Source organism: Nonomuraea sp. NPDC050540, assembly GCF_044457485.1.
GTDB lineage: Bacteria > Actinomycetota > Actinomycetes > Streptosporangiales > Streptosporangiaceae > Nonomuraea.
The window spans coordinates 525664-552600 of sequence record NZ_JBITHA010000005.1; the positions used below are offsets into that span (position 1 = coordinate 525664).

Below are 26937 nucleotides of genomic sequence, written 5' to 3' on the forward strand. Positions count from 1 at the left end.
CATGGGACGAATTCTTCTGATCATCGCCGCCCTCGTCGCGGCCTTCCTTCTGCTCGGTCCGCTCGTGGGTCTCGTGTTCACGCTGATCAAGTGGGCCCTGATCATCGGCGCCGTCGGGCTCGGCGTCCTGCTGCTGAAGAAGGTGCTCACCGACTGAGGTCACTTTGGTGGCGTACGTCACTCTCCACTGTTAGGTTAGGGGAAGCTAAGTTAGGGGCACCTTACGTCACCAGGAGACCCCATGGCTTCCGTGCTCCGGACGCTCGCCCTGAGCGGTTCTCTCGCTCTCGCCCTGGCCGCCTGCGGCGGTACCGACGACGGAGCCGACGGCGGCACCGGGAGCGGTAGCGGCAGCTCCGGCTTCACGCAGGCCGCGCCCACCGGCGCGGTCAAGGAGACCGTGGCGGTGGCCGCCACCGACACCACCTGCGTGGCCGAGAAGACCGACCTGGCCGCCGGAGTCATCAAGTTCGCGATCAAGAACCAGGGCGCCCAGGCCACCGCGGTCTACGTCTACCGCGCCGACAAGAGCGTGGTCTCCGAGCGCAACAACATCCAGCCGGGAGCCTCCGGTGAGCTCGTCGTCGAGCTGGGCGGCGGCTCCTACCAGCTGGCCTGCAAGCCCGGCCACAAGGGCGAGGGCATCCGCCAGGACTTCAAGGTCTCCGGCGAGCTGGCCAAGCAGGCCGACCCGCGCGTCACCCGCGCGGTCGAGGACTACCGCGCCTACGTCACCGCGCAGGTGGACGACACGATCGCCAAGACCGAGAAGTTCGTCGCCGCAGTCAAGAAGGGCGACGTCGACCGGGCCAAGGACCTCTACGCCCCCAGCCGCTACGGCTGGGAGAGCGTCGAGCCGGTGGCCGAGGCGTTCGGCGACATCGACCCCAAGGTGGACCTGCGCGAGGCCGACCTCGAAGAGGGCCAGCAGTGGACCGGCTGGCACCGCCTGGAGAAGGCCCTCTGGACCGCGCCCGGCACGCTGGCCAAGGAGAAGAAGTACGGCGACCTCCTGCTCAAGGACCTCGCCGACCTCAACTCCCGCATCCCCAAGGCGCAGATCGACGCCACCTCCATGGCCAACGGCGCCAAGGAGCTCCTCGACGAGGTGGCCACCGGCAAGATCACCGGCGAGGAGGAGGCCTTCTCGCACACCGACCTGTGGGACTTCGCCGCCAACGTCGAGGGCGCCAAGAAGGTCTACGACCTGCTCACGCCCGTCCTGCAGGAGAAGAACCCGGCCCTGGTCACCACCCTGGACACCGAGTTCGCCGACCTGGACGAGCTGCTGAAGGCGCACGTCTCCGGCGACGGCTGGGTCACCTACGACAAGCTGTCCAAGGCCCAGATCAAGGAGCTGGCCGACGGCGTCAACGCGCTCGCCGAGCCGCTGTCCGGGCTGGCCGACGCCGTGGCGGGCTGAGCCGTGGCCGTCTCGCGCAGGAAGCTGCTCACGGGCGCGGGCCTGGCCGCCGGCGCGGGCGTCGCGGTGGCGGGAGTCTCCCTGGTACGGCTCGGCGGCCCGGAACCCGCCCAGGCGGCGCCGTCCGCCGTCCCCTTCCACGGCCCGCACCAGGCCGGCATCGCCACCCCGGTCCAGGACCGGCTGCACTTCGCCGCCTTCGACCTCGTCGAGCCCTCCGTGCCCAAGGCGGTGGCCCTGCTGAAGGCGTGGACCGAGGCGGCCGTACGGATGACCGCCGGGCAGGAGGTCGGCAGGGGCGCGCTGGGCTCGGCGCTGGCCCCGCCCGACGACACCGGGGAGGCGCTCGGGCTGCCCGCCTCGCGGCTCACGCTGACGGTGGGCTTCGGCCCGTCGTTCTTCGACCGGCTCAAGCTGACCGCCCACCGGCCCGCCCCGTTGCGGAGGCTGCCGCACTTCCCGGCCGACAAGCTGGATCCGGCGCGCAGCGACGGCGACCTGTGCGTCCAGGCGTGCGCCGACGACCCCCAGGTGGCGGTGCACGCGGTCAGGAACCTGGCCAGGCTGGCCTTCGGCACCGCCGCGGTGCGCTGGTCGCAGCTCGGCTTCGGCAAGACCTCCTCCACCACGCCGGACGCCCAGACGCCGCGCAACCTCATGGGGTTCAAGGACGGCACCAACAACATCGCCTTCAACGACCGGGCCGCGCTCGACCGGCACGTGTGGGCGGGCGCGGAGGCGCCGTCGTGGCTGCGCGGCGGCTCGTACCTGGTGGCCAGGCGGGTCCGGATGCACATCGAGACCTGGGACCGTACCTCGCTGCGGGAGCAGGAGGACATCTTCGGGCGGACCAAGGGGGAGGGCGCGCCTTACGGCGGGCGGCGCGAGCACGACGCCGTGGACCTGGCCAAGCAGCCCGCGGACTCGCACGTGCGGCTGTCGAACCCGGATTCGCTGGGCGGGGTGCGCATCCTGCGCAGGGGCTACTCGTTCACCGACGGCACCGACGGGCTGGGACGGTTGGACGCGGGGTTGTTCTTCCTCGCCTACCAACGCAACCCCGAAACCGGATTCATCCCGATTCAGCGGGCGTTGGCTCGGCAGGATCCGCTCAACGAGTACATCCAGCACGTCGGGTCCGGGATCTGGGCCTGCCCGCCGGGCGTCGCACCCGGCCAGTTCTGGGGGCACGAGTTGTTCGGGTGAGGGCGTAGTCGTTACGGCGGGCGGCCCCGTGAGCCCTCACTCGCGGCGCTCGACGGAGGCCCGCCGGGGGCGGCGGGGCGGGGGGATGGCGAAAGCCGTACGAGATCCTCAGAATTTTGGGGGTTTGGGTTTTGACGTGGGGCGCGCATAGTGGGTTGATGGAAGCGCGGCCCGCGGTCGATGACGCCGCGCTCGGGCGCGAGGCCATGGCCGTGCTCGAGGCGAACTGGACGGGGACCGCTACCGTGCCCGCGCCCGGCCTCTACCCCCACCAGTGGAGCTGGGACTCCGCCTTCGTCGCCATCGGCCTCGCCCGCCACCGCCCCCAGCGCGCCCACGCCGAACTCGCCGGGCTGCTCGCCGGGCAGTGGTCCACCGGGATGGTGCCGCACATCGTCTTCCACACCCCCGAGGCGTATTTCCCCGGGCCGTCCGTCTGGCGCTCCCAGGACCACGCCGCTGCGCCCGGCGGCGTGCTCACCTCCGGCCTCACCGCGCCGCCGCTGCACGCGCTCGCCACCTGGTGGATCTGGCGGCACGGCGGCGACGCCGCCTTCGCGCGCCACCTGTATCCGAAGCTCGCCGCCCAGCACGCCTACCTCGCCGCCGCCCGTGACCTGGGCGGCTCGGGACTCGCCGCGATCATCCATCCGTGGGAGTCCGGCATGGACGACAGCCCGTCCTGGGACGAGCCGCTCGCCGCCCTCCCCGAGATCCGGTACGGCTACCGCAACGTCGAACTCGACGAGCGCCACCCCGACAGCGACCACGACCGCTACGTCTGGCTCGCCCTGCGCTACCGCAACGCCGGATACCTCCCCGAGTACCTGCGCGACGAGCACCCCTTCGCCGTCGAGGACCCCTTCTTCAACGGCATCTGGCTGGCCTCCTGCCATGCTCTCGCCGAGCTCGCCCGGGTCGCGGGAGCCGACCCCACACCCCACCGCGAGCAGGCGGAACGCATCAGGCAGGCGCTGCTCGACCGGCTCTGGGACGGCTGCTTCTACGCCCGCGACCTGCGCGCCGACCGCCTCATCCGGGTCAGCACCATCGGCGCGTTCGGCCCCCTGCTCGACCCCGGCCTGCCGGCCGACCACGTGCGCGCGCTGATCGACGTGCTGGAGTCGGCCAGGTTCATGGGCGCCACCGGCTACCCCGTTCCGAGCTGCGAGATCAGGGCCGCCCAGTTCGACCGCACCCGGTACTGGCGCGGCCCGTCCTGGGTCAACACCAACTGGCTGCTGCGCCGCGCCGCCGCCGTCCACTCCCTCGGCCAGCTCTCCCGCCAGCTCACCACCGGCACCCTGCGGCTGGTCAGGCAGGCCGGGTTCCGCGAGTGCTTCGACCCGTTCGACGGCAGCGGGCGCGGGTGCAGGGACTTCTCCTGGAGTGCGGCGCTCACCCTCGACCTGCTGGCCGATAGCGTGGAGGAATGAGCTTCCTGAGCCGCCTGCCCGCCGATGTCCGCAAATCCCTGGCCACCGAGCCGGGGGAGCGCGTGCTCGCCTTCGCGCCCTCGGGCGACGGGTACGTGGTGGCCACCGATCGGGCGTTGTTCCTGCCTGACGGGGTGCGGGTGCCGTACGAGACGATCGATCGTGCGGCGTGGAGCGAGGACGGCGTGCTGAACGTCGCGACCACCACCGGCGAGCGTCACCAGGCGCCGGTGAGCGAGCCCCGCCGCCTGCCCGAGACGGTCCGCGAGCGGGTGAACGCCACGATCGTGGTCAACAAGCACGTGCGGCTGCCGGGGCGGGGCGGCGTGCGCCTGGTCGCCCGCCGCCCGCCGGGCGGCGAGGTGAAGGAATGGACGCTCGTGTTCGACGAGGGCATCGACCCCAACGACCCGGGCGTGCGCGCCCAGGCCGAACAAGCCCTTGAGGGGGTACGGCGGAGCATGGGCGTCTAGACCGTCGCCAGGAAGTCCCGGACGGCGGCGGGCGAACGCCCTCAGGGTCCGAGGTGCAGACCAGGTGGTCGGCGTCCACCTGGGCGGCTTCGAAGAGGGCGCGGTGGGTGATGCCGAGGCGCGTACACTCGGCGCGGTTCAGATGGCCTGCTCACCGGTCTGGTGACGCAGTGGCTCACCGATCCGGGGCTCACCGATCCGGGCCAGACCCCGGCCGGGGCCGACGTGGTCGCCGGCCTGAGGGCGCTGGCCCGCATCGTCTCTCAGTAGGGAACGCCGGTCTCCTCGGGCTTGCGTTCCTCGTCCGGCCAGCCGGTGCCCGTGTCGTGGTGGTTGAACCGCGACAGGAACGGAACCCGGTCGCCGACCTTGGCCTTCGTCTTCGAGGCCGCCTTGGAGACCTGTGCTCCGAGCAGCCCCGCGGCCTCCTGCACCGTGGGACTGTCGGCCACCCGCTGGGCGGCCCGCTTGATCTGCTCGTAACGCTCACGACCGGCGCGGCTGCCCAGCACATAGCCCACAGCCAGGCCAATCGCGAATGTCATCCGATAACGCATCTTGCACCTCCGCTGTCTCCCGGCCTACCCCACTATCGATGCGACACGCACTCCCGGAGTGCGCTAATCTATTCATGCGCCGAACGAGAGGCCCAAAGCCCCGCCGATCAGCGCGAAGTTCAATCCCGTGTAGCTCAACCGGCAGAGCAGCCGGCTGTTAACCGGCAGGTTATAGGTTCGAGTCCTATCGCGGGAGCAGGACGGTGCCCATTGAGGCACGACTCAGGCCCTCTACCTAATGACAGGTAGGGGGCCTGAGTCGTTTCGGGAGCCGCTGCCGAGGACGGTGTCCATGGTCCGGGCGGTTGAAGCCCGCTGTGATCCGGCCGGAGGCGGAGCAAGGGTCACATCCCGTGTATCGATGGGTGTGGCCGGACTTCCCAGGCCGGCCGTTGGAGCTGATCGTTGTACACGATGACGTCGGCGTGGTCGGTGGGGCGGGCTGCGGCGAAGTAGAGCTGTTGCGAGGGGATGTAGCGGTTGCGCCAGGACCGTTCGATGTCGGCGGTGGATCCGGTCGATCCTTTGCCTCGTTCCCGGGCGCGATCTACCGTCTGCTCGAACGGGACGGACACGAAGACGCGCAGGTCCCACCGGTCGATGAGTTCGGGGCGCAGGAGGAAGACGCCGTCGAAGAGCAGGACGGCGTCCGCGGAGGCGGTCGTGGCCGGCGGGGACGACGGGGTGTCGGTGTCCGCGTCGTAGACCGTGTGCCGGAACCTTCGGTCTCCCCCCGGGCCCAGCGGATCGAGCAGGACCCGGCACAGCGCGGCGTGGTCGTGGGCGTCGAAGTAGCAGCCTTCGGCCGAGTACCGGCCGCGTCGGTAGCGCCGTGCGCGGGGGACGAGGAAGTCGTCGATGGTCGCGCGGATGACGTCGCGGCCCTCCGCGCGCAGGACGGCCGCGAGCTCGTCGGCCAGCGTGGTCTTGCCGGCGGCGGGCGGCCCGTCGATGGCGACCCGCAGGGGGTGCCCGGTCGTGACGGACGTGATCGCCTCGGTCAGCCGGCTGATGAGCTCGCCGCGGGTGCCATGGTCCATTGCCGCCTCTCTCGCGGTGCCTCCGTTTGGCGCCGCAGGTCAGGCTTTCCCGCGGGACGTGGATCGGAACCGGGCTTGGGTGACTGATCCCATCACCTGTCCGGGCGCCGGCCGAGCTCACCGAACGTGAACGACGTCGTCGTGGCCTCCCAGCCGGCCGGTCCGGATCGGCCGTGGGGGTGGCGACGGTGCCGGCCGTACCATGCGAACAGCCGGTCGAACCCCGTCTGACCAGGCCCGGAGAGGTACCCGTCCAGCGAGACCGACGCCTGTGTGAAGACCTGCCCATGGTGCCCAAGAACGTTCGCGATCTTGACAAATCCGGACTCTCGCACATATAAAACCATCAGGTTATTGAACCGGTGGGTTATCGACACGCTGGACACGACGTGCTCGGCACTCGCCGACCCTCATCCACGAAAGGCCCCACCCGTGACCGACACGTCCACCCCCGCCAACGAGGTCCCCAAGAATGCCGGCAACCCGCCCGTGCCGCCCGGCGTGCTGTTGCTGGAGCTGGTGCCGGTGCCGGTCACCGATATCGAGCGGGCCAAAGCCTTCTACCGGGACCGGCTCGGGTTCCGCCTCGACGTCGACGTCAACCCGAAACCCGGCATCCGCGTCGTCCAGCTCACCCCACCCGGTTCGGCATGCTCGATCACCCTCGCCGAAGGTCTCCCCACCCTCGACATGCCGCCGGGAACGCTGCGTGGTCTGCACCTGGTGGTCGCCGACATCGAGGCGTCCCGCGCCGAACTCGCCGAACGCGGCGTCGAGATCAGCGAGGTCGAGGACCTCGGCGGAGTGCTCTACGCCTACTTCGCCGACCCCGACGGCAACACCTGGTGCCTGCAGCACATGCCCTGGCGCTGACCCCGGGGGCGCGGCATGGCCGTCGTCAGACCTCGCACCTGCTCCTCGGCATGAGCGGATGTTTCGGAGCGCCGCTGATGGTCTCCGGCCGGCGGTGATGAGCACCGCGGGTGGCAGGCCCCGCCTGGTGATCGACCGCAGCCCGACGCCGAGATCTAACGGATATGGCCGAGGGCCTTGGCCAGTTCGGTGGCGGTGGTGGCGATGACCTTTTGGTCGGGGGAGACGCCGTTGGTGTTGCGGTTGGTGAAGATCGAGATGATGATCGGCGCCTTTGACCTGGGTGGCCAGGCGATCGCGATGTCGTTCGCGGTGCCGTAGTTGCTCGCGCCCCCCGTGCCCGTCTTGTCGCCCACTGTCCAGTTCTTGGGGAGTCCGGCACGGATGCGCTCGGCTCCGGTGAGGGAGGCGCGTAGCCAGCCGATCAGCCGTTTTCTGTCATCGGGGTGGAGGGCGTTGCCCGCGGTGATTTTGGACAGGCCGGCGGCGGCGGCCGCCGGGGTGCTGGTGTCGCGTACCTCGCCGGGTTTCCATTCGGTGAGGTGGGGCTCGAAGCGGTCCAGGCGGCTGTGGCGGTCTCCCAGGGAGCGGAAGTACGTGGTCAGGCCGGCGGGGCCGCCGATCTGCTTCAGCAGCATGTTGCCCGCGAAGCCGTCGCTCTTGGTGACGGCCGCGCGGCAGAACTGGGCCGGGGTCATGCCGGTGTCGGTGTATTCGCGGGTTTCCGGGGAGTTCTCCAGCACCTCTTCCGGCTTCCAGCGCTGGACGCGGTCGAGGAGGCCGGGGTCGGTGTCGCGAGCCTTTCGCAGGACGGCGGCGCACGCGTACGCCTTGAACATGGAGTTGAACGGGAACCTCTCGTTCGCCCGGTATCCGATGGTCTTGCCGGTGGCCAGGTCGATGGCCGCCGCGCCGATGCGCCCGTCGTAGGACTTCTCGAGCTCCCGCAGCTTGCGCTCCAGATCGGTCTGGGCGGTGCGCGCGTGCGCCGGGGAGGCGGAGGCGAGCGAAGCGGCCGCGGTGAGCACCGCCGTGGCACTCCGGAAGGGAAATCGCATAGCGGAGAGCAGAGCAGAGATCGCCGGTGGATGTCCAATAGCGATATGGATCATGGATTAATAGCGGAACGGATATGACAGCGCGCGGAGGACCCCTCGACGTGGAGCTAGAGGGGCGGGAAGTCGGGGTCGCGGCGTTCGAGGAAGCTGGCGACGCCCTCGGCGAAGTCGGGGCGGCCGAAGGAGGCGAGCATCTCCTGCACGGCGGTCTTGGCGGAGGCCTCCAGGGTGACGTCCCAGTCGTTCCACACCTGGCGCTTGATGACGGCCATCGAGGCGGGTGAGCTGTGCGTGGCGAGTTCGCGCGCGTACGCCTGGGCTCCCGCCAGCAGTTCGCCGGCGGGCAGGACACGGTTGACCAGGCCCATCTCGTACGCCTCGGCGCCGGTGAAGACGCGGCCGGACAGGAGCACGTCCATGGCCCGCTGCTGGCCCATCAGCCGGGGCAGGATCCACGAGAGCCCGTACTCGGCGACCAGGCCGCGCCGGGGAAAGGCGGTGGTCCACTTGGCCTCGGCCGCGGTGAAGACCAGGTCGCAGACGAGCGCGTGGACCATGCCGAGCCCGGCGCAGGCGCCGTTCACCGCGGCGATGACCGGTTTGCGGATCGTGGTGGGGAAGGTGGTGGGGCGGGGGTCCGGGGTCTCGTCGTAGTCGCCGGTCCGCAGCGCGGTGAGGGTCTGGAAGTCGGCGCCGGAGCAGAAGCCCTTGCCCGCTCCGGTCACGACGACGGCGCGTACCGCGGTGTCCTTCTCGGCCTGTTCGAGCAGGTCGAAGTAGCGGCGGCCGAGCGCGTCGGTCCAGGCGTTGAGACGTTCGGGTCGGTTGAACGTCAGCGTCAGCACACCCTGGTCGAGCGAGGAGAGAACGAGTTCCGGCATACCGCAACCGAATCATGTTCTAGGGCGCGCGCGCAAGGACCCCGCTCAATGGCGGGGGACGTAGGCGGGGGTCAGCGTGGACTGGTCGTAGTACCGGTGGAAGACCGGCGTGGCCGCCCCCGAGATCGGCGGGACGATCCACGACCAGTCCGCCGGGCAGACCCGCCCGGCCTTCTCCTCACGCTCCAGATGGGTGAGGAAGCGGCGTGACTCGGTGTGGTGGTCGGTCATCGTCACCCCCGCCCGGTCGAAGGAGTGCAGCACCGCCACGTTCAGCTCCACCAGCGCGTGGTCACGCCACAGCGAGCGCTCGGTCGAGGTGTCGAGACCGAGGCGCTCGGCCACCACGGGAAGCTGGTCGTAGCGGGTGGCGTCGGCGAGGTTGCGCGCGCCGATCTCCGCGCCCATGTACCAGCCGTTGAAGGGCGCGCACGGGTAGCAGATCCCGCCGATCTCCAGGCACATGTTCGAGATCGCCGGTACGGCGTGCCACCGCAGCCCCAGATCCGCGAACCACCGGTACTCCGGATGCTCGATCGGCACCTCCAGCACCGCGTCCCCGGGCAGGTGGCATAACAACGGCTCCCCGAACCCCGGCTGGATGACCAGGGGCAGCACGTCGAAGCGGCCCAGGCCGCCCCGCCAGCCCAGCTCGCGGGTCAGCGCGGTCAGCTCGGCGGCACGCGGGTCGCCGATGACCGAGCCGTCGCGGGCTCGGTGGCCGGCGTACCGGATGAGCTGCTCGTTGAGGATGCGCGGACCGGGGCGGGCGGGCGCGTCGGGGGCGAACACCGTGATCGTGGGCCGGATCCTGCCGTCGCCGGTGGCCTGGCGCAGGTGCTCGACGCACTCCAGGGCCACGCCCTCGGCGCTGGAGATCGTGCGCCGGTCGCGGACCTTGAGCGAACGCCAGTAGAGGCGGCCGATGCAGCGGTCGTTGTTGCGCCAGGCGACCCTGGCGCCGAACTGGAGCTCCTCGGGGGTGTGGGTGTAGGTGCCGTGGCGGGCCACGTCGGTGACCACCTGGCGCAGGCGGGACAGCAGGTCGCCGGAGCCGGGGTTCTCGGCGTGGAAAAGCCTGATGAAACGCTCCGCCTCGCGGAGGTCGACCGTTCGCTCGATGATCGTGTGGATGGAGACGGCGTCGAAGGGACGCAGGGACCTGATCCAGGTACGCACGCAGTGAACCAACGCATTCCGCAACACGGATCGCCCGGCCGGTTCCGGGCCGGCCTGACGTCCTCGTGGCGGTGCCCTCTCCACACCGCCCCGTTTCCGCAGCAGTTCACATCCTTTACCGACAGGCGAGGATTTGTCCCACAAAATCGAAAACTCGGTGATCTTATGGATACATAGAGTGATGATCAGGCGAGCTTGCGGGCGCCCTGTGCCGGGGTGGCGCGCAGGTAGCGGGGCTCCTGCCAGCCCTTTTCCGCGTACGCGGCGGTGACCGAGCGCTGAACCGCTTCGACGCGGTCGGCGGCGGTCAGGGCGATCACCGAGCCGCCGAAGCCGCCGCCGGTCATGCGGGCCCCCCGGGCGCCGCCCCGCACCGCGGCCTCCGCCGCCACGTCCAGCTCGGGCACGGTCACCTCGAACTGGTCGCGCAGCGACAGGTGGGAGGCGTTGAGCAGCGCGCCGATCTCCGCCGCCTTGCCCGCCCGCAGGAGCCCGATGAGCGCCTCGACCCGGTGGTTCTCGGTCACGACGTGCATGGTCCGCTTGCGCTCGTCGCCCGAGAGCCTGCCCAGCGCGTCGGCCAGGTCGGTGACGTCGCGCAGCGCGGCCACGCCCAGCGTGCGCGCGGCCGACTCGCACTCCGCCCGGCGCTTGGCGTACTCGCCGTCGGCCAGCTCGTGGTGGGCGCGGGTGTCGATGATGAGGATCTCCAGGCCGTCGGCGGCCAGGTCGAGCGGGACGTTGCGGGAGGCCAGCGAGCGGCAGTCGAGGAAGAGCGCGTGGCCCTCCTTCGACAGCGCCGACGCCGCCTGGTCCATGATCCCGCAGGGCATGCCGACGAAGTCGTTCTCCGCCTTCTGGCCGATCAGGGCGATCTCCATGGGGGTCAGGCCCAGGCCGTACACCTCGTTGACGGCGGAGCCGACCGAGACCTCCAGCGCCGCGCTGGAGCTGAGCCCCGCGCCCTGCGGCACGTCGCCGTCCACGGCGATGTCGGCGCCGCGCACCCGGTCGCCGAGGATGGCCAGCACACCGGCGGCGTACCGCTCCCAGCCCCGGGTGTCGTCGAGCCGCCCGCGGGTGACCGGGCCGCCCTCGGCCTGCAGCGACAGGAGGCGCACGACGCCGTCCGCGCGCGGGCTGACCGCGGCCGTCACGCCCCACGGCACCGCGAAGGGCAGGACGAAGCCGTCGTTGTAGTCGGTGTGCTCGCCGATCAGGTTGACCCGGCCGGGCGCGTGCCAGACGGTCCGGGGATCGGCGCCGAACGCCGCACGGAAAGCTTCAGTAACCCGCATAATCGAACACTCCTCAACAACGGTCCGTCCGTAGACTAGCGCCATGCGCACGCTGGCAGATCCGTCGCTGGGCTCGGTACGGGTCATGCTGAAGGCCGACGACAACAAACCGCGCAAGCTGAAGTACAACCTCGGCCACCCGCGCATCCTCACCTTCGGCGGCGCCTACTCCAACCACATCCGCGCCGTGGCCGCCGCGGGGCGCGAACGCGGCATCGAGACGATCGGGATCATCCGCGGCGAGCAGCGCCTGCCGCTCAACCCCTGCCTCGCCCACGCCGTCTCGTGCGGCATGCGCCTCGGCTATCTCGACCGGGCCACCTATCGGCTCAAGCACACGCCGGCCGTACAGGAGATGCTGCGCGAGCGGTGGGGCGAGGTGGCCATCCTGCCCGAGGGCGGCAGCAACGCGGCGGCGGTACGCGGCTGCGCGGAGCTGCCGGGCGAGATCGGCGAGCCGTACGACGTGATCTGCTGCGCGGTCGGCACCGGAGGCACGCTGGCCGGCATCTCCGCCGGGCTGCCCGAGGGACGGCGGGCGATCGGCTTCCCCGTCCTGAAGGGCGGCGGCTTCCTGGCCGGCGAGGTGGAGCGCCTGCAGCACGAGGCCTACGGCCGGGTCCGGCCCAACTGGAGTCTGGAGACCGGCTACCACTTCGGCGGCTACGCCAAGACCACCCCCGAGCTCGACGCCTTCGCCGCCCAGCACGGCGTGGAGAAGGTCTACGTCGCCAAGATGCTCTACGGCGTCCTCGATCTGGTACGGCACGGCGCCTTCGCCCCCGGCACCCGGATCGTCGCCCTCGTCACCTCCGGCACCCTGGAGCGATGACACGAGGGGCGGCTAGCGACGGGGCGCCGCGTCCGCCTCGCCGCTCAGGCCGTGGAGCAGCGCGCGTACCCGCATGGCCGCGTCGTGCACGTCCGTGCCCACGTCGCCGAGCAGCCGGTCGGCCGCCGACGGCGAACTGCGCAGGCTCGTGCCCGCCTCCCGCAGCGACCGGTGGACGCCTTCGAGCGCCCGGTCGAGCTCGGCGCGCAGGCCGTCACGAAGCCGCCGCTCCTCCTCTCTGGCCGCCGCCAGCCGTTCGCGCGAGCGCCGCAGGTCGTCGCGCATCCGCACGGCGTGGGCGCAGTCGGCGATGTACGGCGCCGCCGCCCACAGCAGTTCCTCGGCGTAGTCGGCGGTGAACTGCCTGGCGCCCGGCGGGCCGATGACCAGCGTGCCGACGGGCTCGCCGTACCAGACCAGCGGCAACTCCCTGCCCGCCGCCCGCACCCCGCCCGCGCGGCGCCCGCCCCGCGCCTTCCCGTCCGCCCGCCGGCCGATGGTGTCGGCGTCGCCCACCTGGATGGGTTCGCCGATCGCGATCGTGGCGCCGTGGCGGATGCGGACGGCCAGGCCGCGGACCGCGAGCCCGTCGGCCGTCACCCGCAACGCCGCGCGGAGCGCCTGGTCGGTGTCGGCGCGGCCCACCTCGGCGGCCAGGCGCCTGGCCAGGCGGTGCGGGTCGCCGTGGGGGCCGTACATGGCGTGGTCGACGAGGCGGCGCAGCCGTACCCGCAAAGGCTGGAAGGCGGCGCCCGCCAGGAGCGCGGCGGCCAGCCCGGCGACCTGGCCGCGGCCGGAGACCACGAGGCTGGCCGCACCGGAGGCGGCCAGGTAGGCGACGCTGACCACGCCCGCCACCCCCGCGCCGACCAGCGCCTTGCCGAGCAGCACCTCGATGCCGAACAGTTGGTGGCGCAGCACCGAGGCGACGATGGCGATCGGCACGAGCGCCGTCGCGACCAGGCACGCCGCCCAGAACGCCGGTCCGGCCAGCAGGCAGACGACATACAGGGCGAAGGCCCCGAGCGGCCAGGCGAGCTGGCGGCGCAGCGCGGCGTCGGCCCCCCGCGCCCGCAGGGCCAGCGAGAACAACCCGGCCACGACCACCGCCAGCGTGCCGACCTCGGTGACGTCACGCAGCAGGCCGTCGACCGGAGCCAGCGCCTCGATCGCGAGCGGGTTGGGGATGGGCGCGGGCCAGCGGAGCGTCTGGGGCGGCGGCGTGGGCCGGACGACCGCCCGTACGCACTCCAGCGCCGTCACCAGCACCGCGAAGGCGACCACCGGCCGCCAGCGCGGCGAGGGCAGCCGCCCGTCCGGCGAGTACGCGGGCAGCAGCCCGGCCAGCAGCATGCCGCCCACCACGCGGCCGATCGCGGCCGGATAGCGCAGCAGCGCGGCCAGTTCGAGGTCACCGGCGGCGGCCGCGGTGAGCATGCCCGTCTCGGCGCCGATCCGCACGGCGCAGGCCAGCCCGCCCGCGCACATCAGCCGGGCCAGCAGATGACCGGGACGGCGGCGCAGCAGGAACGCCCCCAGCGCGGGGAAGGCCAGCCCGGCGGCGTAGTCCGGCAGCAGCGGCACGTCGGGCGACCACGCGCCGGGCAGCAACGCCCGCATCACCAGCGCCGCGAACGTCAGCGCCGCCGCCGCGACGGCCACCCATCGGCTCCATGCGCTCATCGGCCCCCCGGTGTGACCAGGCCCGACTCGTAGGCGAGCACGACGAGCTGGGCGCGGTCGAGCAGGCCCAGCCGGGCCAGCAGCTCGCCGACCATCGCGCCGGCGTCGGCGACGCCCATCACCTCGCCGATCTGCCGGTCGCTCAGCCCCCGCGCGACCAGGCGCAGCACGCTCAGCTGCCCCGGCGGCAACCCGTCGAGCCCGCCCACCGGCCCTCCCGCGGGCTCAGGCGGCGCCACGAAGGAATCGGAGGAGGGGAAGGACGCGAAGGAGGCGATGAGGCGGGTCGTGACCGCCGGGTCGATGAGCGCGTCCCCCGCCGCTGCCGCGCGCACGGCGGCGACGATCTGCTCGGGCGGCGAGGTCTTGAGTATGAACCCGCTCACCCCCGCCCGCAGCGCCGCGTAGAGGTTCTCGTCGCTGCCGAACGTGGTCAGCATGATCACCTTCGGCGGTCGTGGCCCGGCCAGGATGCGGCGGGCGGAGGCCAGGCCGTCCAGGCGCGGCATCTGGATGTCGAGCAGCACCACGTCCGGCCTGAGCGCCCGCACCGCCGTCACCGCCTCCTCCCCGTCGGCGGCCTCACCCGCGAAGCGCACGTCGGGCTCGGCGTCCAGCACCACGCGCAGCCCCGCCCGTACGAGCGCCTGGTCGTCGGCGATCAGCACCCGCGGCGCCGCACGCTCGGGCGCGCGCCGCTGCTCGGGCAGCCACGGCCCCCCGGCAGGACGCTGAGCCAGGAAGTCCGCCTCCAGCGCGCGCAGCTCCGCCGACAGGTCGAGCCCCAGCTCCTCCCGCCAGAAGGCGCGGGCCCTGCGCAGCGCGCCGAGCGCGTCGCCCAGGCGGCCGCTGGAGTAGAGCGAGGAGGCCAGCAGCCGCCAAGCCTCCTCGCGCAGCGGGTGGGCGCACGCGTGCGCCTCAAGATCGGGAACGAGCGCCGCGCCCATGCCCAGCCGGATCCCGGCGTCGGCGTGGCGCTCCACGGCCACCAGCCGCAGCTCCTCCAGCCGGGCGGCCTCGGTGGCCGCCCAGGGAAGGTTGGCCAGCTCGGCCAGCGCCGGTCCGCGCCACAGGGCCAGGGCCGCCTCCATGGACGTCCAGACCTGTCGGGGCTCGTCGCGGACGCGGCGTACCTCGGACTCGAAGCGCCAGGCGTCGACCTGCTCGGCGCCGGCCCGCAGGGCGTAGCCGGGCGGCGCGTTGACCAGCACCGTGGCCTCCTGGCGCGGCGGCCGGTCGGGCTCAAGGGCGCGGCGCAGCCGGGAGACGTACCCCTGGATGCTGGCCAGCGGCTGCGCGGGCGGGCGTCCCGGCCAGATCTCGTCCACGAGCAGGCTCGCCGGTACGGCCCGCCCCCGCGCCACCAGCAGCCGGGCCAGCACCGCGAGCTGGCGCAGCCCGCCCAGGTCGAGGGCGGTGCCGTCGCGTTGAGCCTGGAACGGTCCAAGGATGTGAAAGCTCAGCCGGGTGGACGTGGGAACCTCACAGGGGTAGATCGACTTCGACAATCGTCCCGCCTCCCTCCGCGTGCCGGATCACGCAGCAGCCGCCGAGCTCGGCGGCCCGCTCGCGCATGGACCGCAGACCGATGCCCGCCGGCGGCAGGGCGGGCAGCCCGCGACCGTCGTCACGGACCCGCACGAACAGCCGGTCCCGGCATCGCTCCACGGCGACGGTGACCGAGGTCGCCGCCGCGTGCCGATGCGCGTTCGTCACCGCCTCCTGGACGATGCGGTAGACCGCAAGCTCCACCGCGGGCGGCAACCCTTCCAGGTCGCCGCCCCCCGACGAGAGCGGGGAACCGACGAATGCCTCGATCGCCCTGAGGAGGCCGAGCTCGGCCAGCTGGGGTGGGGGCGCGCCGTCCACCAGCCTGCCGACCTCAATAGTCACCTCCTCCATCGCGGAGAGCAACCGCATAAACAGGGCTTCGGCCTGTTCCGGGGCGGTCCTGGCGGCCAGGCGAGCCGCGTGGATGGACATCGCCAGGCCGCTGAGCGACTGGCCGAGCCCGTCGTGCAGGTCCCGGCCGAGCCGCCGGCGCTCCTGGGCGCGCAGCGCGGAGGCCCGCTCGTGCTCGCGTTGGAGCGTTCCGGCCAGCCGTACGGCGTGGGCGGCGTCGGCCAGAGCGGGCAGGAGCGCGGCCAGCACCCGCGTGGTGACCGGGCCGGGCGCGCCCCGTCCGGTGTAGGCCCCGAGGAGCAGCCGGCCGACCGGCTCGCCGTGCCGGTCCAGGGTCACCGAGGTGGCGGCGGCGGGCAGCGTGCCGGTCTGGACGACCTGGTCGTCGAGCTCGACGGCGGCGCCGGTCACCGGCAGCGCGGCGCACAGCAACGCCAGGATCGCGCGCAGCCCGGAGTGCGGGTCGCCCTGCTGGAGGCGTTGCCTGGCGGTGGCGGCCAGCGCGCGCACGTCGGCGGTCCTGCCGTCCAGCAGCCGGTCGGCGGCGCGCCTGAACAGCCGGTGCAGGGGCTGGAAGAGCGCGCCGGCCAGCAGCGCGGCCCCGAGGCCCGCCCACTGACCGGCGGCGCGGGCCGCGCCCACGGCCGCGAGCATGACGGCGAGCGTGGCGACACCGATCGCCACGCTGCGGACCCTGTAGCTGCTCCCCATCTCTTCCGGGGAGGTTAATCGCGGCCTGCCAACGTCGGATCAACGTCCGCTCAACGCGGAACCCGCCTCACAGCTGGGCGAACGCCGGGCGGCGGTCGATACGCGCGCGGTCGGCGGCCGAGGCGAAGTGGTAGTCGATCCGCCGGGTGGCCTCGGCCCACTCCCGCACGGTACGCACCGGGGTGAGCGTGGCGACCACGAACGGGTCGTGCCACCGCTCGACCGAGCGCCGCCAGAGCTCGGCGGGGGAGTCGGTCAGCAGGTTGCCGACGGTGCCCTCGTAGGCGGGCATCGCCCGTACGGCGCCGTCGGGCTCGATCTGGAGCGCGGGGAAGAACTGGCCCTCGCGGATCCGGTCGGGATGCATCTGCAGGGCGAGGTTGTCGGTGGCGGTGACATGCACGCCCGGCGGGACCAGCGCGCGCAGCCGTTCGCGGAAGGCGGGCTCGCCCATCGCCGCCATCTGCTCCTCCGTCAGCAGCTCGTGCTCGGCGAAGCCGGTACGGCTGGCCAGCCCCTCGGGCACCACCGCCCCGAAGGAGACGAACCCGAGCCCGGGAAAGCGCGGCACCAGTTCCGTGCACACCTGCTCGATCTGCCGGAAGTTACTGCGCACCACGACGTAGTCGATGCCGAACACGGGCCCGACCCCGTCCAGCATGGCCAGCGCCCCCAGGGCCCGGTCGAAGGAGCCGCGCCGGCCGCGGACGCGGTCGTGCACCTCCGCCGTGGCCCCGTCGACGCTGACGCTCACCCGGAAGAAGGCGCGGGCCAGGTCGCCGACCATCTCGGGCGGCAGCGTCCAGCCGCCGGTGAACAGCGCCACCTGGATGCCCGCCGCCGTCATCCGCTCCGTGACCTCGAACAGCTCCTTCACCAGCAGCGGCTCGCCACCGGCGATCGAGATCCCGTGGGGGCGCATCGCGACGATGGCGTCGGCCATGCGCAGCAGGTCGTCGCGGCGCAGCTGGCGGCTGGGCCGCCGGCCGGACTCCGAATAGCAGTGCACGCACCGCAGCGGGCAGGCGTAGGTGATGTCCCAGATGATCTCCAGGGGACGGTCGGGGATGGTCACAGCGGGTCTCCAGGGTCGAGGACGACGAGCAGCTTCCTGGTGCCCGCCCGGGTGGGAGCCGGGCCCTGGTCGGCCGCGAGCCGCATGCGCGGGAAGCGCCGGGCCAGCGTGCCGACGGCGACCTTGGCCTCCGCCCTGGCCAGGGCGGCGCCCAGGCAGTGGCGGTGGCCGAGGCCGAAGGCGAGATGCGGGTTGGCCGGGCGGTCCGGGGCGAAGGCGTCCGGGTCGGGGAAGCGGTCCGGATCGCGGTTGACCGCCGCGAGCACGCAGTGGACGCCGCCGCCCTCCGGCAGCTCCACGCCGCCGATCTCCAGGCTCTCCTTGACGTACCTGGACGAAAGGGCGGTGGGGGTGATGAGCCTGAGCAGTTCCTCCACGGTCGGGTCGAGCCGCGAGGGGTCCTCGACCAGGCCGGGCGGGCGGCTCAGGAGGATCTCCACACCCTCGGTCAGCAGGCGGGTGACGGGACGGTGGCCGGCGACGAGCAGCAGCCGTACCGCGGAGAGCACGTCGCGCGGGCCGGCGGCGGACATCGCGCTGATGAGGTCGTCGCGCGGCGCGGCGCGGCGCTCGGCGATGAGCTCCTTGAGGTAGCCGGCCATGGCGACGCCCGCGCTCTCGGTGACCACGGTGCCCACGCCGGCCTCGGCGATCCAGCCGAAGACGTAGTCGCGGATGTGGCGGCGGCCCTCGGGCGGGACGCCCAGCAGCTCGCACAGCACCGCGACGGGGAACGGACGGGAGAACGCGGCGATGAAGTCGGCGGGCTCGCCGGCCGGCATGGCGTCCAGCAGGAGGTCGGCCTCGTGCTGGATGCGCGGCAGCAGCCCGGCCACGCGGCGCGGGGTGAGCTGACGGGAGATCATCCGGCGCAGCCTGGCGTGCTGCTCGCCCGGCAGGAAGAACAGGTCCTCCTCGTCGGCGAGCTCCTTCTCCGGTCCCTGCGCCTGGGGCGCGTCGCCGCGCAGCCTGGGGTCGACCAGCGCCTTGGCGGCGTCCTCGTGGCAGGTCAGGATCCAGCCCGGCTCCCTGCCGCCCATGTCGACGTGGTGGACCGGACCGGCCTCCCTCATCCGGCGCAGCGCGTCCATGTCGCGAAGCGTCTCGACGCCGACGAGGGGCAAACTACTGTCCATGGGGAACCTTTCCGTGGCCGGTGCCGGGGATCACTGCCCGATCCCCGGCACCGGTGTCGATCAGCAGGTGCCTGCGTACGACGTGACGTGGCTGTAGCACGGGTGCGCCGTGAGAGCCTTGGGGGCGTTGAGCGCCTGGAGCTCAAGGACGAATGCCATTTCCTTCACCTCCTTCCGGCGCCTTCGACCGCGGGTGCACGCAGGTCGACGGCGGGGATGACCGACGCGTTCAGGCCGAACGCGACGCCTAGGGCGGCAAGCACACCGGCGGTGCCCGTGGCCAGATCCATGGACAGGCGCAGCAGCTGGTTGCCGGGGAAGGCCAGATGGCCTCGGTAGGACAGGGCGTGCCAGGCGAGCCTGCGCACGTGGTCGTGGATCACCGGCCGGTCCTCGGGCAGGCCGAGGTGGTGGAGGGCGGCGATGGTGCCGGCCCGGCCCATGAACAGGAACGGGTGCCGGACGAACGGCGCGCGGCACGATCGGCGCGCTCCGTCGATCACCTCGGCGAAGCCGGGCTCGTCCCGCCGGGCCAGATACTGCGACAGGACCAGGGCGAGACCGCTGCCGCCGGTGCCGAGGTAGGCGTGGTAGCGGTTGTCCTCCAGGAGCTGGAAGCCGCCGTCCGGCAGGACCTGCCCGTGCTCGACGGCCCGGCGCAGGGCCTTCAGCGCCCGGTCGAGGTGGCGTTCGTCGCCGGTGGTCTCGTGCAGCCGCAGGAAGAAGTGCGCGATGCCGGCCAGGCCGTGCTGGAGCCCGCCGCGTTCGCAGCCGTCGGCCGCCGCGGCGACCCGCTCGCCCACCGCGACGGCCGCTTCGGCCTGCCCGAAGTGCAGCAGGCTCATCCCGACGCCGGCCAGCCCGCCGTGGAGCCCCGCGGCCACGCAGCCGGGCTCGGCCGCCCTGGCGCGGGCCAGCGTCCGCGCGGCCTCCTCGCCGCGGCCGAGCTCGTCCAGCACCACCGCGACGCCGTGCAGGCCGTCGAGCAGTCCGGGCCGGGCGGGAGCCGCGCGGGTGGCGGCCACCAGCCAGTCCACGTGCTCCTCCGGCACCGGCGACCCCACGGAGCGAAGCGCCCAGAGCACCCCGGCGGCGCCGTGGGCCACGGTGTGCCCGCCCGAGACGAACTGCCGGGGGTCGCCCGGATAGAGCCGGTCGCGCCGATCGGGCGTGGCAGCGGCCAGAATCCCGGCCGTGATCGAGTCGCTGATCTCCGGCCAGGACGGGTCGTCGAACATCCTGGCCCGCTCGTCCATCCCGGCGCTCAGCCCGAACCCCCTGAGCATCCTGGGGCCGAACCCCGGCGGCACCGGGAAGTGCTCGGTGATCACGTCGGTCAGGCTGGAGAGCTTGACCCGGTCGCGCTCCTGCAGCGGCGAGATCGGCAGGAACACCCACTGGCGCAGGCAGTTCAGCACGTACCGGTCGGCCTCGCGCCCGCTCAGCCCCACCGGGGCGGCGAATCCGGGCGCCGCCAGCCCCGGCCGGTGCGGGTCGGCCAGGTCGCAGGCGATCTCGAAGTCGATCAGCGCCACCCGCCCGTCCGTACGCACGATGACGTTGCCCGGGTGCAGGTCGGTGAAGCGCACGCCCCTGGCGTGCACGGCCGTGAGCGCCTGGTCGACCTTGGCGAGCACGCCGACCGCCCACCGCGTGTACGCGGCCGCGTCCTCCGGCGTCGGGTCGGGCCCGGCCAGCGGATAGCGGTCGAAGACCTCCTCCATCAGCGTCTTGCCCTCGATGTACTCCTCGACCATGAAGTGGTGCTCCCAGATCACCAGGTGGTCCAGGACGCGGGGCACGCAGTCGAGGCCGTCCAGCCGCTTCAGCACCTCGCGCTCGCGCGCCAGCCGGGCGACCGCGTCGGTGCCGTCGCGGTCGAGACCGGCGTGCGGGCGCGCCTCGGAGAGCACCACATATCCGCCGGACTCCCTGTCGCGGGCCAGGTACACGCCGCCGCCGTTGGAGAAGTGCAGCGGGCGCTCGATCTGGTAAGGGAAGTCCTGTGCGCCGCCCTGGCCGCGGCGGGCCAGCGACCCGGCCAGCACCTCGGGCACCCGAACCCACTCGGGCACGGTGAAGGCGGGGCTGCGGTCGTCGGGCACCAGCGCGCCGTCCGGATCGCGGATCGCGTAGACGGTCTCGCCGTCCGCGCCGACGTAGGTCATCGGGCGGAACGCGCCGTAGCGCACGTAGACCGGGGCCTCGCCGTAGCGCAGATCGGTCAGCACGTACGGCCCGGCGAACCCGCGCAGCAACTCCTCCAGCTCGGGCAGCACGCGGCTCAGCTCGTCCTCATCGGCCGGGTAGAGGGTGAGCAGCTTGCCGCTGCTGCCGCGCTCGGCGTACTTGCTGTTGAGCAGCCGCACCGCGGCGGCGCCGCGCAGGAACTTCACCGCGATCCCGCGCGCCAGGCAGTGCTCCACGACGAGGTCGCACACCCGCTCGGCGTCACCGGCGGTGGCCGAGACGTGGATCTTCCACCCCTGTTCGGGCAGCTCCCCGACGGGCGGGCGCAGCACGACCCACAGCTCCTTCTCGCTCCGCCGCCAGCCTTCCGGCAGGTCGCGGCGGGCGGTGGCGAAGCGCGCGGGACCGTCGGCGATGCGCCACGGCGGCTCGAAGAACAACGGGTCCGCCTGGCAGTAGGCGAGCAGCTGGGGAATGGTCGCGTCCATGGGACGGGCTCCTAGCGCGGGCTGAGGACGACGGGGAGTTCCAGCAGGTAGCGCACGCGGTTCTGCCGGTAGTGCAGGTCACGGGCGTCGTGCGTGAGGTCGACGCCGGGGAAGCGGCGGGCCAGCGTCTCCAGGGCGACGCGCGCCTGGATCCTGGCCAGGGCGGCGCCCAGGCAGAAGTGGTGCCCGTGGCCGAAGGCCAGGTGTGGATTGCGGGCGCGGCCGATGTCCAGTTCGTCGGGCTCGTCGAAGAAGGCCGGGTCGCGGTTGGCCGCCACGAGGGAGGCGGCCACGAGGTCACCGGGCGGGATCGCCCGGCCGGCCACCTCGGCCGGGCAGGACACGGTCCTGGCCAGGCCGACGGGGAAGGGCGTGACGTAGCGCAGCAGTTCCTCGACCGCGCTCTCGGCCAGCGCCGGCTCGGCGACCAGCCGCTTCCACTGCTCCCGTTCGCGCAGCAGCGCGGCCAGGCCGTTGGCCAGCAGGGTCGTCGGCGCGCGGTGCCCGCCCACCATCAGCAGGCGGGCGGCGGCCACGAGATCGTCCTCCGGCAGGCGCTCGCCCTCGGCCTCGGCCACCCAGCTCAGCAGGTCGTCGCGGGGGGCCGCCCGCCGGTCCGCGATGAGCGCGCGCAGGCGCTCGTCGATGTCGGCGTGGGCCACCGGCGGCACGGTGTTCATCCGCACCAGCAGCCAGTCGGCGATGTCGTCGCGGTCGTGCTCGGCGATGCCGAGCAGCTCGCACAGGACGATGATCGGCAGCGGGCGGGCGAAGGCGCGCACCAGGTCCACGGGCTTGTGCGCGGGCAACGCGTCCAGCAGGCGTTCGCACGCGGCCCGCACGCGCGGCGTCAGCGTCTCCATCCGGCGCGGCGTCAGGTGCGGGCCGACCAGCTTGCGCAGCCGGGCGTGCTCGTCGCCGCCGATCGTGATGAGGTCCTGCTCGCCGCGGTGCTCCAGCTCGCCCTGGAGGCGGAAGCCGGCGGTGATCTCCAGTTCACCGGCCAGCGCCGGGTCCGCGAGGGCGGCGGTGCTCACGGCGTGGCCGGTGAGGATCCACGAGGTCGACACCCCGGGGGCGTTGACCCGGTGGACCGGACCCAGCACGCGCAGTTGCCGGATCACGTCGGGATCGTTGAGCAGGACCGGGGTGAGCGCGGGCAGCCGGACGGGGCAGCCGGTGTCCTCACCCGGGTCGAGCGCGGCCAGGAACGAGGCCACGCTCCGGGCGTCGTCCTCGGCCAGCACGAGGGCCGGGCAGCACAGGCCGGACGGGTCGAGGTCGCCGGGCGCGCCCACGGCCACGACCGCCGCCGCGCGCTCCGGGTGGAGGTCGGCGAAATCCATGACGGCCGGGGCGGCGGCGCCGTAGCCTAGGAGAACCGCACGGGCGGGGCTTCCGGGTGCGGCGAGGAAGTCCTCGACCGCCTGCGCCCAGTCGCCGTCCGGCGTCCCGGCCACGTGGACCCGCCAATCCTCGCGCACCGGCGGCGCCCCCGCGCCGAACACCACCAGGGTCCCCGTCATCACCGCTCCCTCACGTCTTCGAGCTGACAGACCGAGGATGGACGGCCGGACTTGGATCGCCCTGGGAGACGGCTGCAAAGCCCGGTCAGACCTGTGTCGGCCCAGGTCAGCGCGTACGGCACCGCCCGCCCGCGACCCGCGGCGTCCCGGCGGGCGGAACGAGGCACCCCGCCCCGCGCCGTCCGGAGGCGATGGATCCGCAGGTCAACGCCCCAAAGCCGGGCCTCCCCGCCGTCGTCAAGCCACTTCCAAGCCGGGCTTCCTACGCTGGCCAGCGGCGTCGGCCGAAACGCGGAGGGAACATGCGGATGCGAAGGCGAGGCGCGGGCGCCGCGCGGGGGAGCGCGGACCTGCCGTCCCTGGCCACGGCCTGGTGGGACGCCCACACGGCCGCGCTCGCCGGCACGAGCTTCCTGCGGATCGCCGCCCGGCTGCCCGCCACCACCGCCCGCGCGGTGGCCGTCGCCTGGCGGGCCGACCGCCGCGACACCGCGTGCGCGATCGCGCTGAGCCTGCTCGGCGGAGTCGCGACCTCCTACGGCCTGCTGGCCACGCGCGACGTGCTCGTGGCGCTGTTCGCCGCCGGGCCGACGCTCGGACGGGTCCAGGCGGCGCTGCCCTCGCTGCTGGTGGTGGCGGCGGCCGTGGCGGCCAGGTCAGGGCTGTCGATCGGCGCCGGCTGGGCGCAGGCCAGGCTCATGCCCAGGGTGCTGACGCTGGTCGAGCGGGAGCTGTTCGAGCTGACCACCCGGGTGGAGCTGGCCGCGTTCGACGACCCGGGCTTCAGCGACGAGATGAAACGGGCGCGCAACCGCGGCGGCATGGCCCTGCAGGCGCTGGTGCGCGGGACCCTCGACCTGGTCGCGGGCCTGGCCGGGCTGGCGGGCACCGCGGTGGCGCTCCTGGTCGTGCACCCGCTGCTGCTGGCCGCCCTGGTGCTGGCCAGCCTGCCGGGGGCGTGGGCGGCGGTGCGCGTGGCACGGCTGTCGTACGTGAGCGAGCGCAACCGCACCTCGCGCCGCCGCCGCATGTGGATGCTCGGCGAGCTCATGGCCGAGCGGCTGACCGCGGCGGAGGTGCGCGTGTTCACCATGCGCGACTTCCTGCTGCGCGAGTACGACCGGATGGTCTCGGCGGAGACCGACGCCGAACTGGAGGTCGTCGCCGGGCAGACCCGCGTGCGGGTGCTGGGCGGCCTGCTGTCCGGCGGCGCCACCGCCGGGCTCTACACGGTGCTCGGCATGCTGCTGATCGGCGGCGGGCTGCCGCTGGCCGCTGCGGCCACCGCGGTGCTGGCCCTGCAGGCGGCCAGGCAGTCGCTCACGCTGGCGCTCACGAACGTCAACAAGATCTACGAAGAGGGCCTCTACTACGGCGACTTCACCGAGTTCGCCGAGCGCTGCGAGAGCCGCCTGCCGCCGCAGGCCGACACCGCCGTGATCATGCCGCCCGAGACGATCGAGGTGAAGCACGCCGGGCTCAGCTACGGCGAGGACGGCCCCATGGCGCTCGGCGGCGTCAGCCTGACCGCCCGGCGCGGCCAGACGATCGCGCTCGTCGGCGAGAACGGCTCGGGCAAGACCAGCCTCGCCATGCTCCTGGCCGGGCTGCGCCGGCCCACCTCCGGCGCGGTCACCTGGGACGGCCTGCCGCTGGACGCCGTGGAACGCCACGAGCTGTGGCGGCACGTGGGGCTGGTCAGCCAGGAGTTCTGGCGCTGGCCGTTCACCGCCGCCCGCAACATCACGCTCGGCACCGAGCACGAGGACCGCGCCCGGATGCGCGCCGCCGCCGTCAAGGCCGGCGCGCACCAGGTGATCGAGAAGCTGCCCGAGGGCTACGACACGCTGCTGTCGCGGGTCTTCGCCGGCGGCCAGGACCTGTCGGGCGGGCAGTGGCAGCGGCTGACCTGCGCCCGCGCCTTCTACCGCGACGCCCCGCTGCTCATCTGCGACGAGCCGTCGGCCGCGCTCGACCCGAAGGCGGAGCACGCGCTGTTCGCCAGCCTGCGTGCCGGCGCCGAGCGCCGGATCACGGTGCTGATCACCCACCGCCTGGCCAACGTACGGCACGCCGACCGCATCTACGTCCTGCACCACGGCCGCGTCGTCGAGGAGGGCACCCACGGCCACCTGATGGCCCTGGACGGCCGCTACGCCGAGCTGTTCACGCTGCAGGCCGACGGTTACCTCGAGGAGCGGATCGCATGACCACCCGCCTGACTCCCGCCCAGCTCAACGACGTGCCCACGGTACGCCGCCTGCGTGAGGCCGCCCCCGTCCACCACGTCGACCTGGGCCGGGGCGGCGCCGAATGGCTGCTGACAGGCTACGAGGCGGCGGTCACCGGCTTCGCCGACCAGCGCCTCATGGGCGGCGGCGCGGCGGGCAACCCGATCGAGGAGGCGGAGAAGGCGGGCCGGGTCATCTTCGAGGAGGACCTGGTCGACCTGTCCGGCGAGGACCACCAGCGGGTCCGCCGGATGATCTCCCGCCAGCTCACCCCGCGCCGCGTGGCCGCGCTGCTCCCCAGGATCGAGCGGATCACCGGCGAACTCCTGGACGCGATCCCGCCCGCCGAGAGCGTTGACTTCATCGCCGCCTTCGCCCGCCCCCTGCCGATCATGACGCTCTGCGCGCTGATCGGGGTGCCGGACGCCGACCGGGCGTACGTGCAGGCGTACGTGAGCGGCCGGATCGCCACGCTGCCCGAGCGGCCGGAGGCCAGGACGCCGGGGCCCGACATGACCTCGCCGGAGACGGCCGCGATGGTCTCCCACCTCGCCGCGCTGATCGCCGAGCGGCGCCGCGCACCGGCTGACGACCTGGTCAGCGGCATGATCCGGCAGGCGGATCGGGAAGGGCTGCCGGACGCGTACCTGGTGGCGGGGGTCAGGCTCACGCTGGTGGCCGGGCACCGGGCGGTCACCGCGCTGCTGGCCAACGGGCTGGCTCTGCTGCTGCGCGAGCCGGGGTCGTGGCGGCTGTTGCTGGAGCGGCCCGAGCTGATCGGCGACGCGGTCGAGGAACTGCTGCGCTATGTCACGCCGATCGCGCTGAGCGTGCCGCGGCACGCCACGGCCGCCGTGGAGGTGTGCGGGGCGGAGGTGCCCGACCGGGCGGTGGTGCGCTGCGCGTGGGGAGCCGCCAACCGGGACCCGGCGCGCTTCGCCGAGCCCGACGCCTTCGACCCGGCCCGGCCGGACAACGCCCATCTGTCCTTCGGCTACGGGCACCACTTCTGCCTGGGCGCGGCGCTGGCCAGGGCAGAAGCCGGGCTGGCGCTGACGACGCTGCTGGCCCGCTTCCCCCGGATGCGGCTGGTGGAGAAGGAGCTCGAATACCGCTCCGGCGACCTGCGCGAGCCGAAGACGCTGCGCGTGGTGCTGTCGCCGCCCGGTTAGCCGAGCTGGTCGAGGATCGGCGAGACGAGTTCGTTGAGCTCGCGCACCAGCACGGCGACGGCCCGCTGGGCGCTCTCCTCGACGCGCTCGTGCGGGCCCTCCGGCTCCGGCGGCAGCCCGGCCAGCGGCACCGGCGCCTCCACCAGGAGCGTCGCGCGCAGGAACGGGCTTCTGGCGAAGTCCTGCTGGGTCGGCTCGACGTACTGGCCGAACAGCTCCTGCCAGCCCTGCCAGCCGCGGTCGCGCCACCAGGCGCGTGAGCGGGTGAGCGGCTCGGGCAGCGGCGAGACGATCCGGACGCGGGCGATCAGCGTGCCGTCCCAGGTGTTGCGCGCGCAGGTGGCGTCGAGCACGCGCCGGTCCCAGCGGACGTAGCCGGGGTCGAGCGACGGCGGCGTGGCCAGTCTCCAGGCGGCACAGGCGAAGCGCACCGGAGCGATGTCGCCCCATTCGAACTCCGGCAGGTTCTTCTCCACGTGCGCGGCGTAGCGCCCGTGGCGGTCCCTGTCGAAGTCCTGGTCGATCCAGAAGGCCTTGGCCATGGGATCTACCGTACGGCGCGGGGCG

At 73.0% G+C, this 26937-nt stretch carries 23 protein-coding genes and 1 tRNA gene; 10 read left to right on the plus strand and 14 right to left on the minus strand.

Annotated features, from left to right (window positions below):
• Position 1 precedes the first annotated feature (1 nt).
• The 5 genes from ACIBI5_RS20380 to ACIBI5_RS20400 all read left to right on the plus strand — a co-directional run bounded on the left by ACIBI5_RS20380 (position 2) and on the right by ACIBI5_RS20400 (position 4538).
• Positions 2-157 carry a hypothetical protein gene (locus ACIBI5_RS20380; protein WP_397248855.1) on the plus strand — a complete coding sequence of 52 codons (156 nt, stop codon included), beginning with the start codon at positions 2-4 and terminating at the stop codon, positions 155-157.
• Between the two features lie 84 nt (positions 158-241).
• A complete protein-coding gene (gene efeO, locus ACIBI5_RS20385; protein WP_397248857.1) occupies positions 242-1423 on the plus strand; it encodes an iron uptake system protein EfeO in 1182 nt (393 codons plus the stop codon).
• 3 nt (positions 1424-1426) lie between these two features.
• Positions 1427-2629 carry an iron uptake transporter deferrochelatase/peroxidase subunit gene (efeB, locus tag ACIBI5_RS20390; RefSeq protein WP_397248859.1) on the plus strand — a complete coding sequence of 401 codons (1203 nt, stop codon included), beginning with the start codon at positions 1427-1429 and terminating at the stop codon, positions 2627-2629.
• A 158-nt stretch (positions 2630-2787) separates the two neighbouring features.
• Positions 2788-4065: an amylo-alpha-1,6-glucosidase gene (locus tag ACIBI5_RS20395; protein WP_397248861.1), complete on the plus strand. Its 1278-nt coding sequence runs from the start codon at positions 2788-2790 to the stop codon at positions 4063-4065.
• Positions 4062-4538 (plus strand): hypothetical protein, encoded by a 477-nt coding sequence (locus ACIBI5_RS20400; RefSeq protein WP_397248863.1) that lies wholly within the window; start codon positions 4062-4064, stop codon positions 4536-4538. Before ACIBI5_RS20395 ends, ACIBI5_RS20400 begins: the two co-directional genes overlap by 4 nt.
• A gap of 263 nt (positions 4539-4801) precedes the next feature.
• Here the strand turns inward: ACIBI5_RS20400 and ACIBI5_RS20405 are convergent, their stop codons facing one another.
• On the minus strand, positions 4802-5095 hold the full coding sequence (locus ACIBI5_RS20405; protein ID WP_379619610.1) for a YtxH domain-containing protein: 294 nt from the start codon (positions 5093-5095) through the stop codon (positions 4802-4804).
• Positions 5096-5218: 123 nt separating this feature from the next.
• On the opposite strand from ACIBI5_RS20405, the gene ACIBI5_RS20410 reads away from it, so the two are divergent.
• Positions 5219-5291, plus strand: a tRNA-Asn gene (locus tag ACIBI5_RS20410).
• Between the two features lie 148 nt (positions 5292-5439).
• Here ACIBI5_RS20410 and ACIBI5_RS20415 read toward each other — a convergent pair.
• The gene (locus ACIBI5_RS20415; protein ID WP_397248865.1) at positions 5440-6135 is read right to left on the minus strand and encodes a cytidylate kinase family protein; all 696 of its coding nucleotides are present in this window, start codon (positions 6133-6135) and stop codon (positions 5440-5442) included.
• 432 nt (positions 6136-6567) lie between these two features.
• On the opposite strand from ACIBI5_RS20415, the gene ACIBI5_RS20420 reads away from it, so the two are divergent.
• Complete coding sequence (locus ACIBI5_RS20420) at positions 6568-7008, plus strand: VOC family protein (RefSeq protein ID WP_397248867.1); 441 nt, start codon at positions 6568-6570, stop codon at positions 7006-7008.
• A gap of 155 nt (positions 7009-7163) precedes the next feature.
• Here the strand turns inward: ACIBI5_RS20420 and bla are convergent, their stop codons facing one another.
• The 4 genes from bla to galK form a co-directional block, all read right to left on the minus strand.
• Positions 7164-8066: a class A beta-lactamase gene (gene bla / locus ACIBI5_RS20425; protein ID WP_397248869.1), complete on the minus strand. Its 903-nt coding sequence runs from the start codon at positions 8064-8066 to the stop codon at positions 7164-7166.
• Positions 8067-8173: 107 nt separating this feature from the next.
• Positions 8174-8947, minus strand: a complete 774-nt coding sequence (locus ACIBI5_RS20430; protein ID WP_397248871.1) for an enoyl-CoA hydratase-related protein — start codon at positions 8945-8947, stop codon at positions 8174-8176.
• 45 nt (positions 8948-8992) lie between these two features.
• Positions 8993-10126, minus strand: coding sequence for a nitric oxide synthase oxygenase (locus tag ACIBI5_RS20435; RefSeq protein WP_397248873.1), 1134 nt, complete (start codon positions 10124-10126; stop codon positions 8993-8995).
• Positions 10127-10311: 185 nt separating this feature from the next.
• Positions 10312-11424 (minus strand): galactokinase, encoded by a 1113-nt coding sequence (gene galK, locus ACIBI5_RS20440; protein WP_397248875.1) that lies wholly within the window; start codon positions 11422-11424, stop codon positions 10312-10314.
• 43 nt (positions 11425-11467) lie between these two features.
• On the opposite strand from galK, the gene ACIBI5_RS20445 reads away from it, so the two are divergent.
• Positions 11468-12256: a 1-aminocyclopropane-1-carboxylate deaminase/D-cysteine desulfhydrase gene (locus tag ACIBI5_RS20445; protein ID WP_397248877.1), complete on the plus strand. Its 789-nt coding sequence runs from the start codon at positions 11468-11470 to the stop codon at positions 12254-12256.
• 12 nt (positions 12257-12268) lie between these two features.
• Here ACIBI5_RS20445 and ACIBI5_RS20450 read toward each other — a convergent pair whose 3' ends face one another.
• The 7 genes from ACIBI5_RS20450 to ACIBI5_RS20480 all read right to left on the minus strand — a co-directional run bounded on the left by ACIBI5_RS20450 (position 12269) and on the right by ACIBI5_RS20480 (position 22967).
• A complete protein-coding gene (locus ACIBI5_RS20450) occupies positions 12269-13939 on the minus strand; it encodes a sensor histidine kinase (RefSeq protein ID WP_397248879.1) in 1671 nt (556 codons plus the stop codon).
• Positions 13936-15447: a BTAD domain-containing putative transcriptional regulator gene (locus ACIBI5_RS20455; RefSeq protein ID WP_397248881.1), complete on the minus strand. Its 1512-nt coding sequence runs from the start codon at positions 15445-15447 to the stop codon at positions 13936-13938. The genes ACIBI5_RS20450 and ACIBI5_RS20455 overlap by 4 nt, the downstream gene beginning before the upstream one ends.
• Positions 15422-16525: a sensor histidine kinase gene (locus ACIBI5_RS20460; protein WP_397248883.1), complete on the minus strand. Its 1104-nt coding sequence runs from the start codon at positions 16523-16525 to the stop codon at positions 15422-15424. Before ACIBI5_RS20460 ends, ACIBI5_RS20455 begins: the two co-directional genes overlap by 26 nt.
• A 94-nt stretch (positions 16526-16619) precedes the next feature.
• Positions 16620-17627 carry a radical SAM protein gene (locus tag ACIBI5_RS20465; protein WP_397248885.1) on the minus strand — a complete coding sequence of 336 codons (1008 nt, stop codon included), beginning with the start codon at positions 17625-17627 and terminating at the stop codon, positions 16620-16622.
• Positions 17624-18763, minus strand: a complete 1140-nt coding sequence (locus ACIBI5_RS20470) for a cytochrome P450 (RefSeq protein WP_397248887.1) — start codon at positions 18761-18763, stop codon at positions 17624-17626. The genes ACIBI5_RS20465 and ACIBI5_RS20470 overlap by 4 nt, the downstream gene beginning before the upstream one ends.
• Positions 18764-18927: 164 nt before the next feature.
• Positions 18928-21441 carry a class III lanthionine synthetase LanKC gene (lanKC, locus tag ACIBI5_RS20475; protein WP_397248889.1) on the minus strand — a complete coding sequence of 838 codons (2514 nt, stop codon included), beginning with the start codon at positions 21439-21441 and terminating at the stop codon, positions 18928-18930.
• Between the two features lie 11 nt (positions 21442-21452).
• Positions 21453-22967 (minus strand): cytochrome P450, encoded by a 1515-nt coding sequence (locus ACIBI5_RS20480; protein ID WP_397248891.1) that lies wholly within the window; start codon positions 22965-22967, stop codon positions 21453-21455.
• Between the two features lie 308 nt (positions 22968-23275).
• On the opposite strand from ACIBI5_RS20480, the gene ACIBI5_RS20485 reads away from it, so the two are divergent.
• Together ACIBI5_RS20485 and ACIBI5_RS20490 are read left to right on the plus strand one after the other, a co-directional pair.
• The gene (locus tag ACIBI5_RS20485) at positions 23276-25177 is read left to right on the plus strand and encodes an ABC transporter ATP-binding protein (RefSeq protein WP_397248893.1); all 1902 of its coding nucleotides are present in this window, start codon (positions 23276-23278) and stop codon (positions 25175-25177) included.
• Complete coding sequence (locus tag ACIBI5_RS20490) at positions 25174-26370, plus strand: cytochrome P450 (protein WP_397248895.1); 1197 nt, start codon at positions 25174-25176, stop codon at positions 26368-26370. Before ACIBI5_RS20485 ends, ACIBI5_RS20490 begins: the two co-directional genes overlap by 4 nt.
• On the opposite strand, the gene ACIBI5_RS20495 is transcribed toward ACIBI5_RS20490, so the two are convergent.
• Entirely contained in the window at positions 26367-26912 is a 546-nt protein-coding gene (locus ACIBI5_RS20495) for a hypothetical protein (RefSeq protein ID WP_379619586.1), read from the minus strand. The two genes, ACIBI5_RS20490 and ACIBI5_RS20495, sit on opposite strands and share 4 nt — an antisense overlap.
• Positions 26913-26937 lie beyond the last annotated feature (25 nt).

What these genes read in the sequence shown, in the direction of transcription:
- ACIBI5_RS20485 (WP_397248893.1), top strand. Translation starts at nt 23,276, where the DNA reads ATGCGAAGGCGAGGCGCGGGCGCCGCGCGGGGGAGCGCGGACCTGCCG.
- ACIBI5_RS20450 (WP_397248879.1), bottom strand. Translation starts at nt 13,939, where the DNA reads ATGAGCGCATGGAGCCGATGGGTGGCCGTCGCGGCGGCGGCGCTGACG.
- ACIBI5_RS20430 (WP_397248871.1), bottom strand. Translation starts at nt 8,947, where the DNA reads ATGCCGGAACTCGTTCTCTCCTCGCTCGACCAGGGTGTGCTGACGCTG.
- ACIBI5_RS20480 (WP_397248891.1), bottom strand. Translation starts at nt 22,967, where the DNA reads ATGACGGGGACCCTGGTGGTGTTCGGCGCGGGGGCGCCGCCGGTGCGC.
- ACIBI5_RS20395 (WP_397248861.1), top strand. Translation starts at nt 2,788, where the DNA reads ATGGAAGCGCGGCCCGCGGTCGATGACGCCGCGCTCGGGCGCGAGGCC.
- efeO (WP_397248857.1), top strand. Translation starts at nt 242, where the DNA reads ATGGCTTCCGTGCTCCGGACGCTCGCCCTGAGCGGTTCTCTCGCTCTC.
- lanKC (WP_397248889.1), bottom strand. Translation starts at nt 21,441, where the DNA reads ATGGACGCGACCATTCCCCAGCTGCTCGCCTACTGCCAGGCGGACCCG.
- ACIBI5_RS20495 (WP_379619586.1), bottom strand. Translation starts at nt 26,912, where the DNA reads ATGGCCAAGGCCTTCTGGATCGACCAGGACTTCGACAGGGACCGCCAC.
- ACIBI5_RS20490 (WP_397248895.1), top strand. Translation starts at nt 25,174, where the DNA reads ATGACCACCCGCCTGACTCCCGCCCAGCTCAACGACGTGCCCACGGTA.
- ACIBI5_RS20445 (WP_397248877.1), top strand. Translation starts at nt 11,468, where the DNA reads ATGCGCACGCTGGCAGATCCGTCGCTGGGCTCGGTACGGGTCATGCTG.
- ACIBI5_RS20405 (WP_379619610.1), bottom strand. Translation starts at nt 5,095, where the DNA reads ATGCGTTATCGGATGACATTCGCGATTGGCCTGGCTGTGGGCTATGTG.
- ACIBI5_RS20380 (WP_397248855.1), top strand. Translation starts at nt 2, where the DNA reads ATGGGACGAATTCTTCTGATCATCGCCGCCCTCGTCGCGGCCTTCCTT.
- ACIBI5_RS20415 (WP_397248865.1), bottom strand. Translation starts at nt 6,135, where the DNA reads ATGGACCATGGCACCCGCGGCGAGCTCATCAGCCGGCTGACCGAGGCG.
- bla (WP_397248869.1), bottom strand. Translation starts at nt 8,066, where the DNA reads ATGCGATTTCCCTTCCGGAGTGCCACGGCGGTGCTCACCGCGGCCGCT.
- ACIBI5_RS20470 (WP_397248887.1), bottom strand. Translation starts at nt 18,763, where the DNA reads ATGGACAGTAGTTTGCCCCTCGTCGGCGTCGAGACGCTTCGCGACATG.
- galK (WP_397248875.1), bottom strand. Translation starts at nt 11,424, where the DNA reads ATGCGGGTTACTGAAGCTTTCCGTGCGGCGTTCGGCGCCGATCCCCGG.
- ACIBI5_RS20400 (WP_397248863.1), top strand. Translation starts at nt 4,062, where the DNA reads ATGAGCTTCCTGAGCCGCCTGCCCGCCGATGTCCGCAAATCCCTGGCC.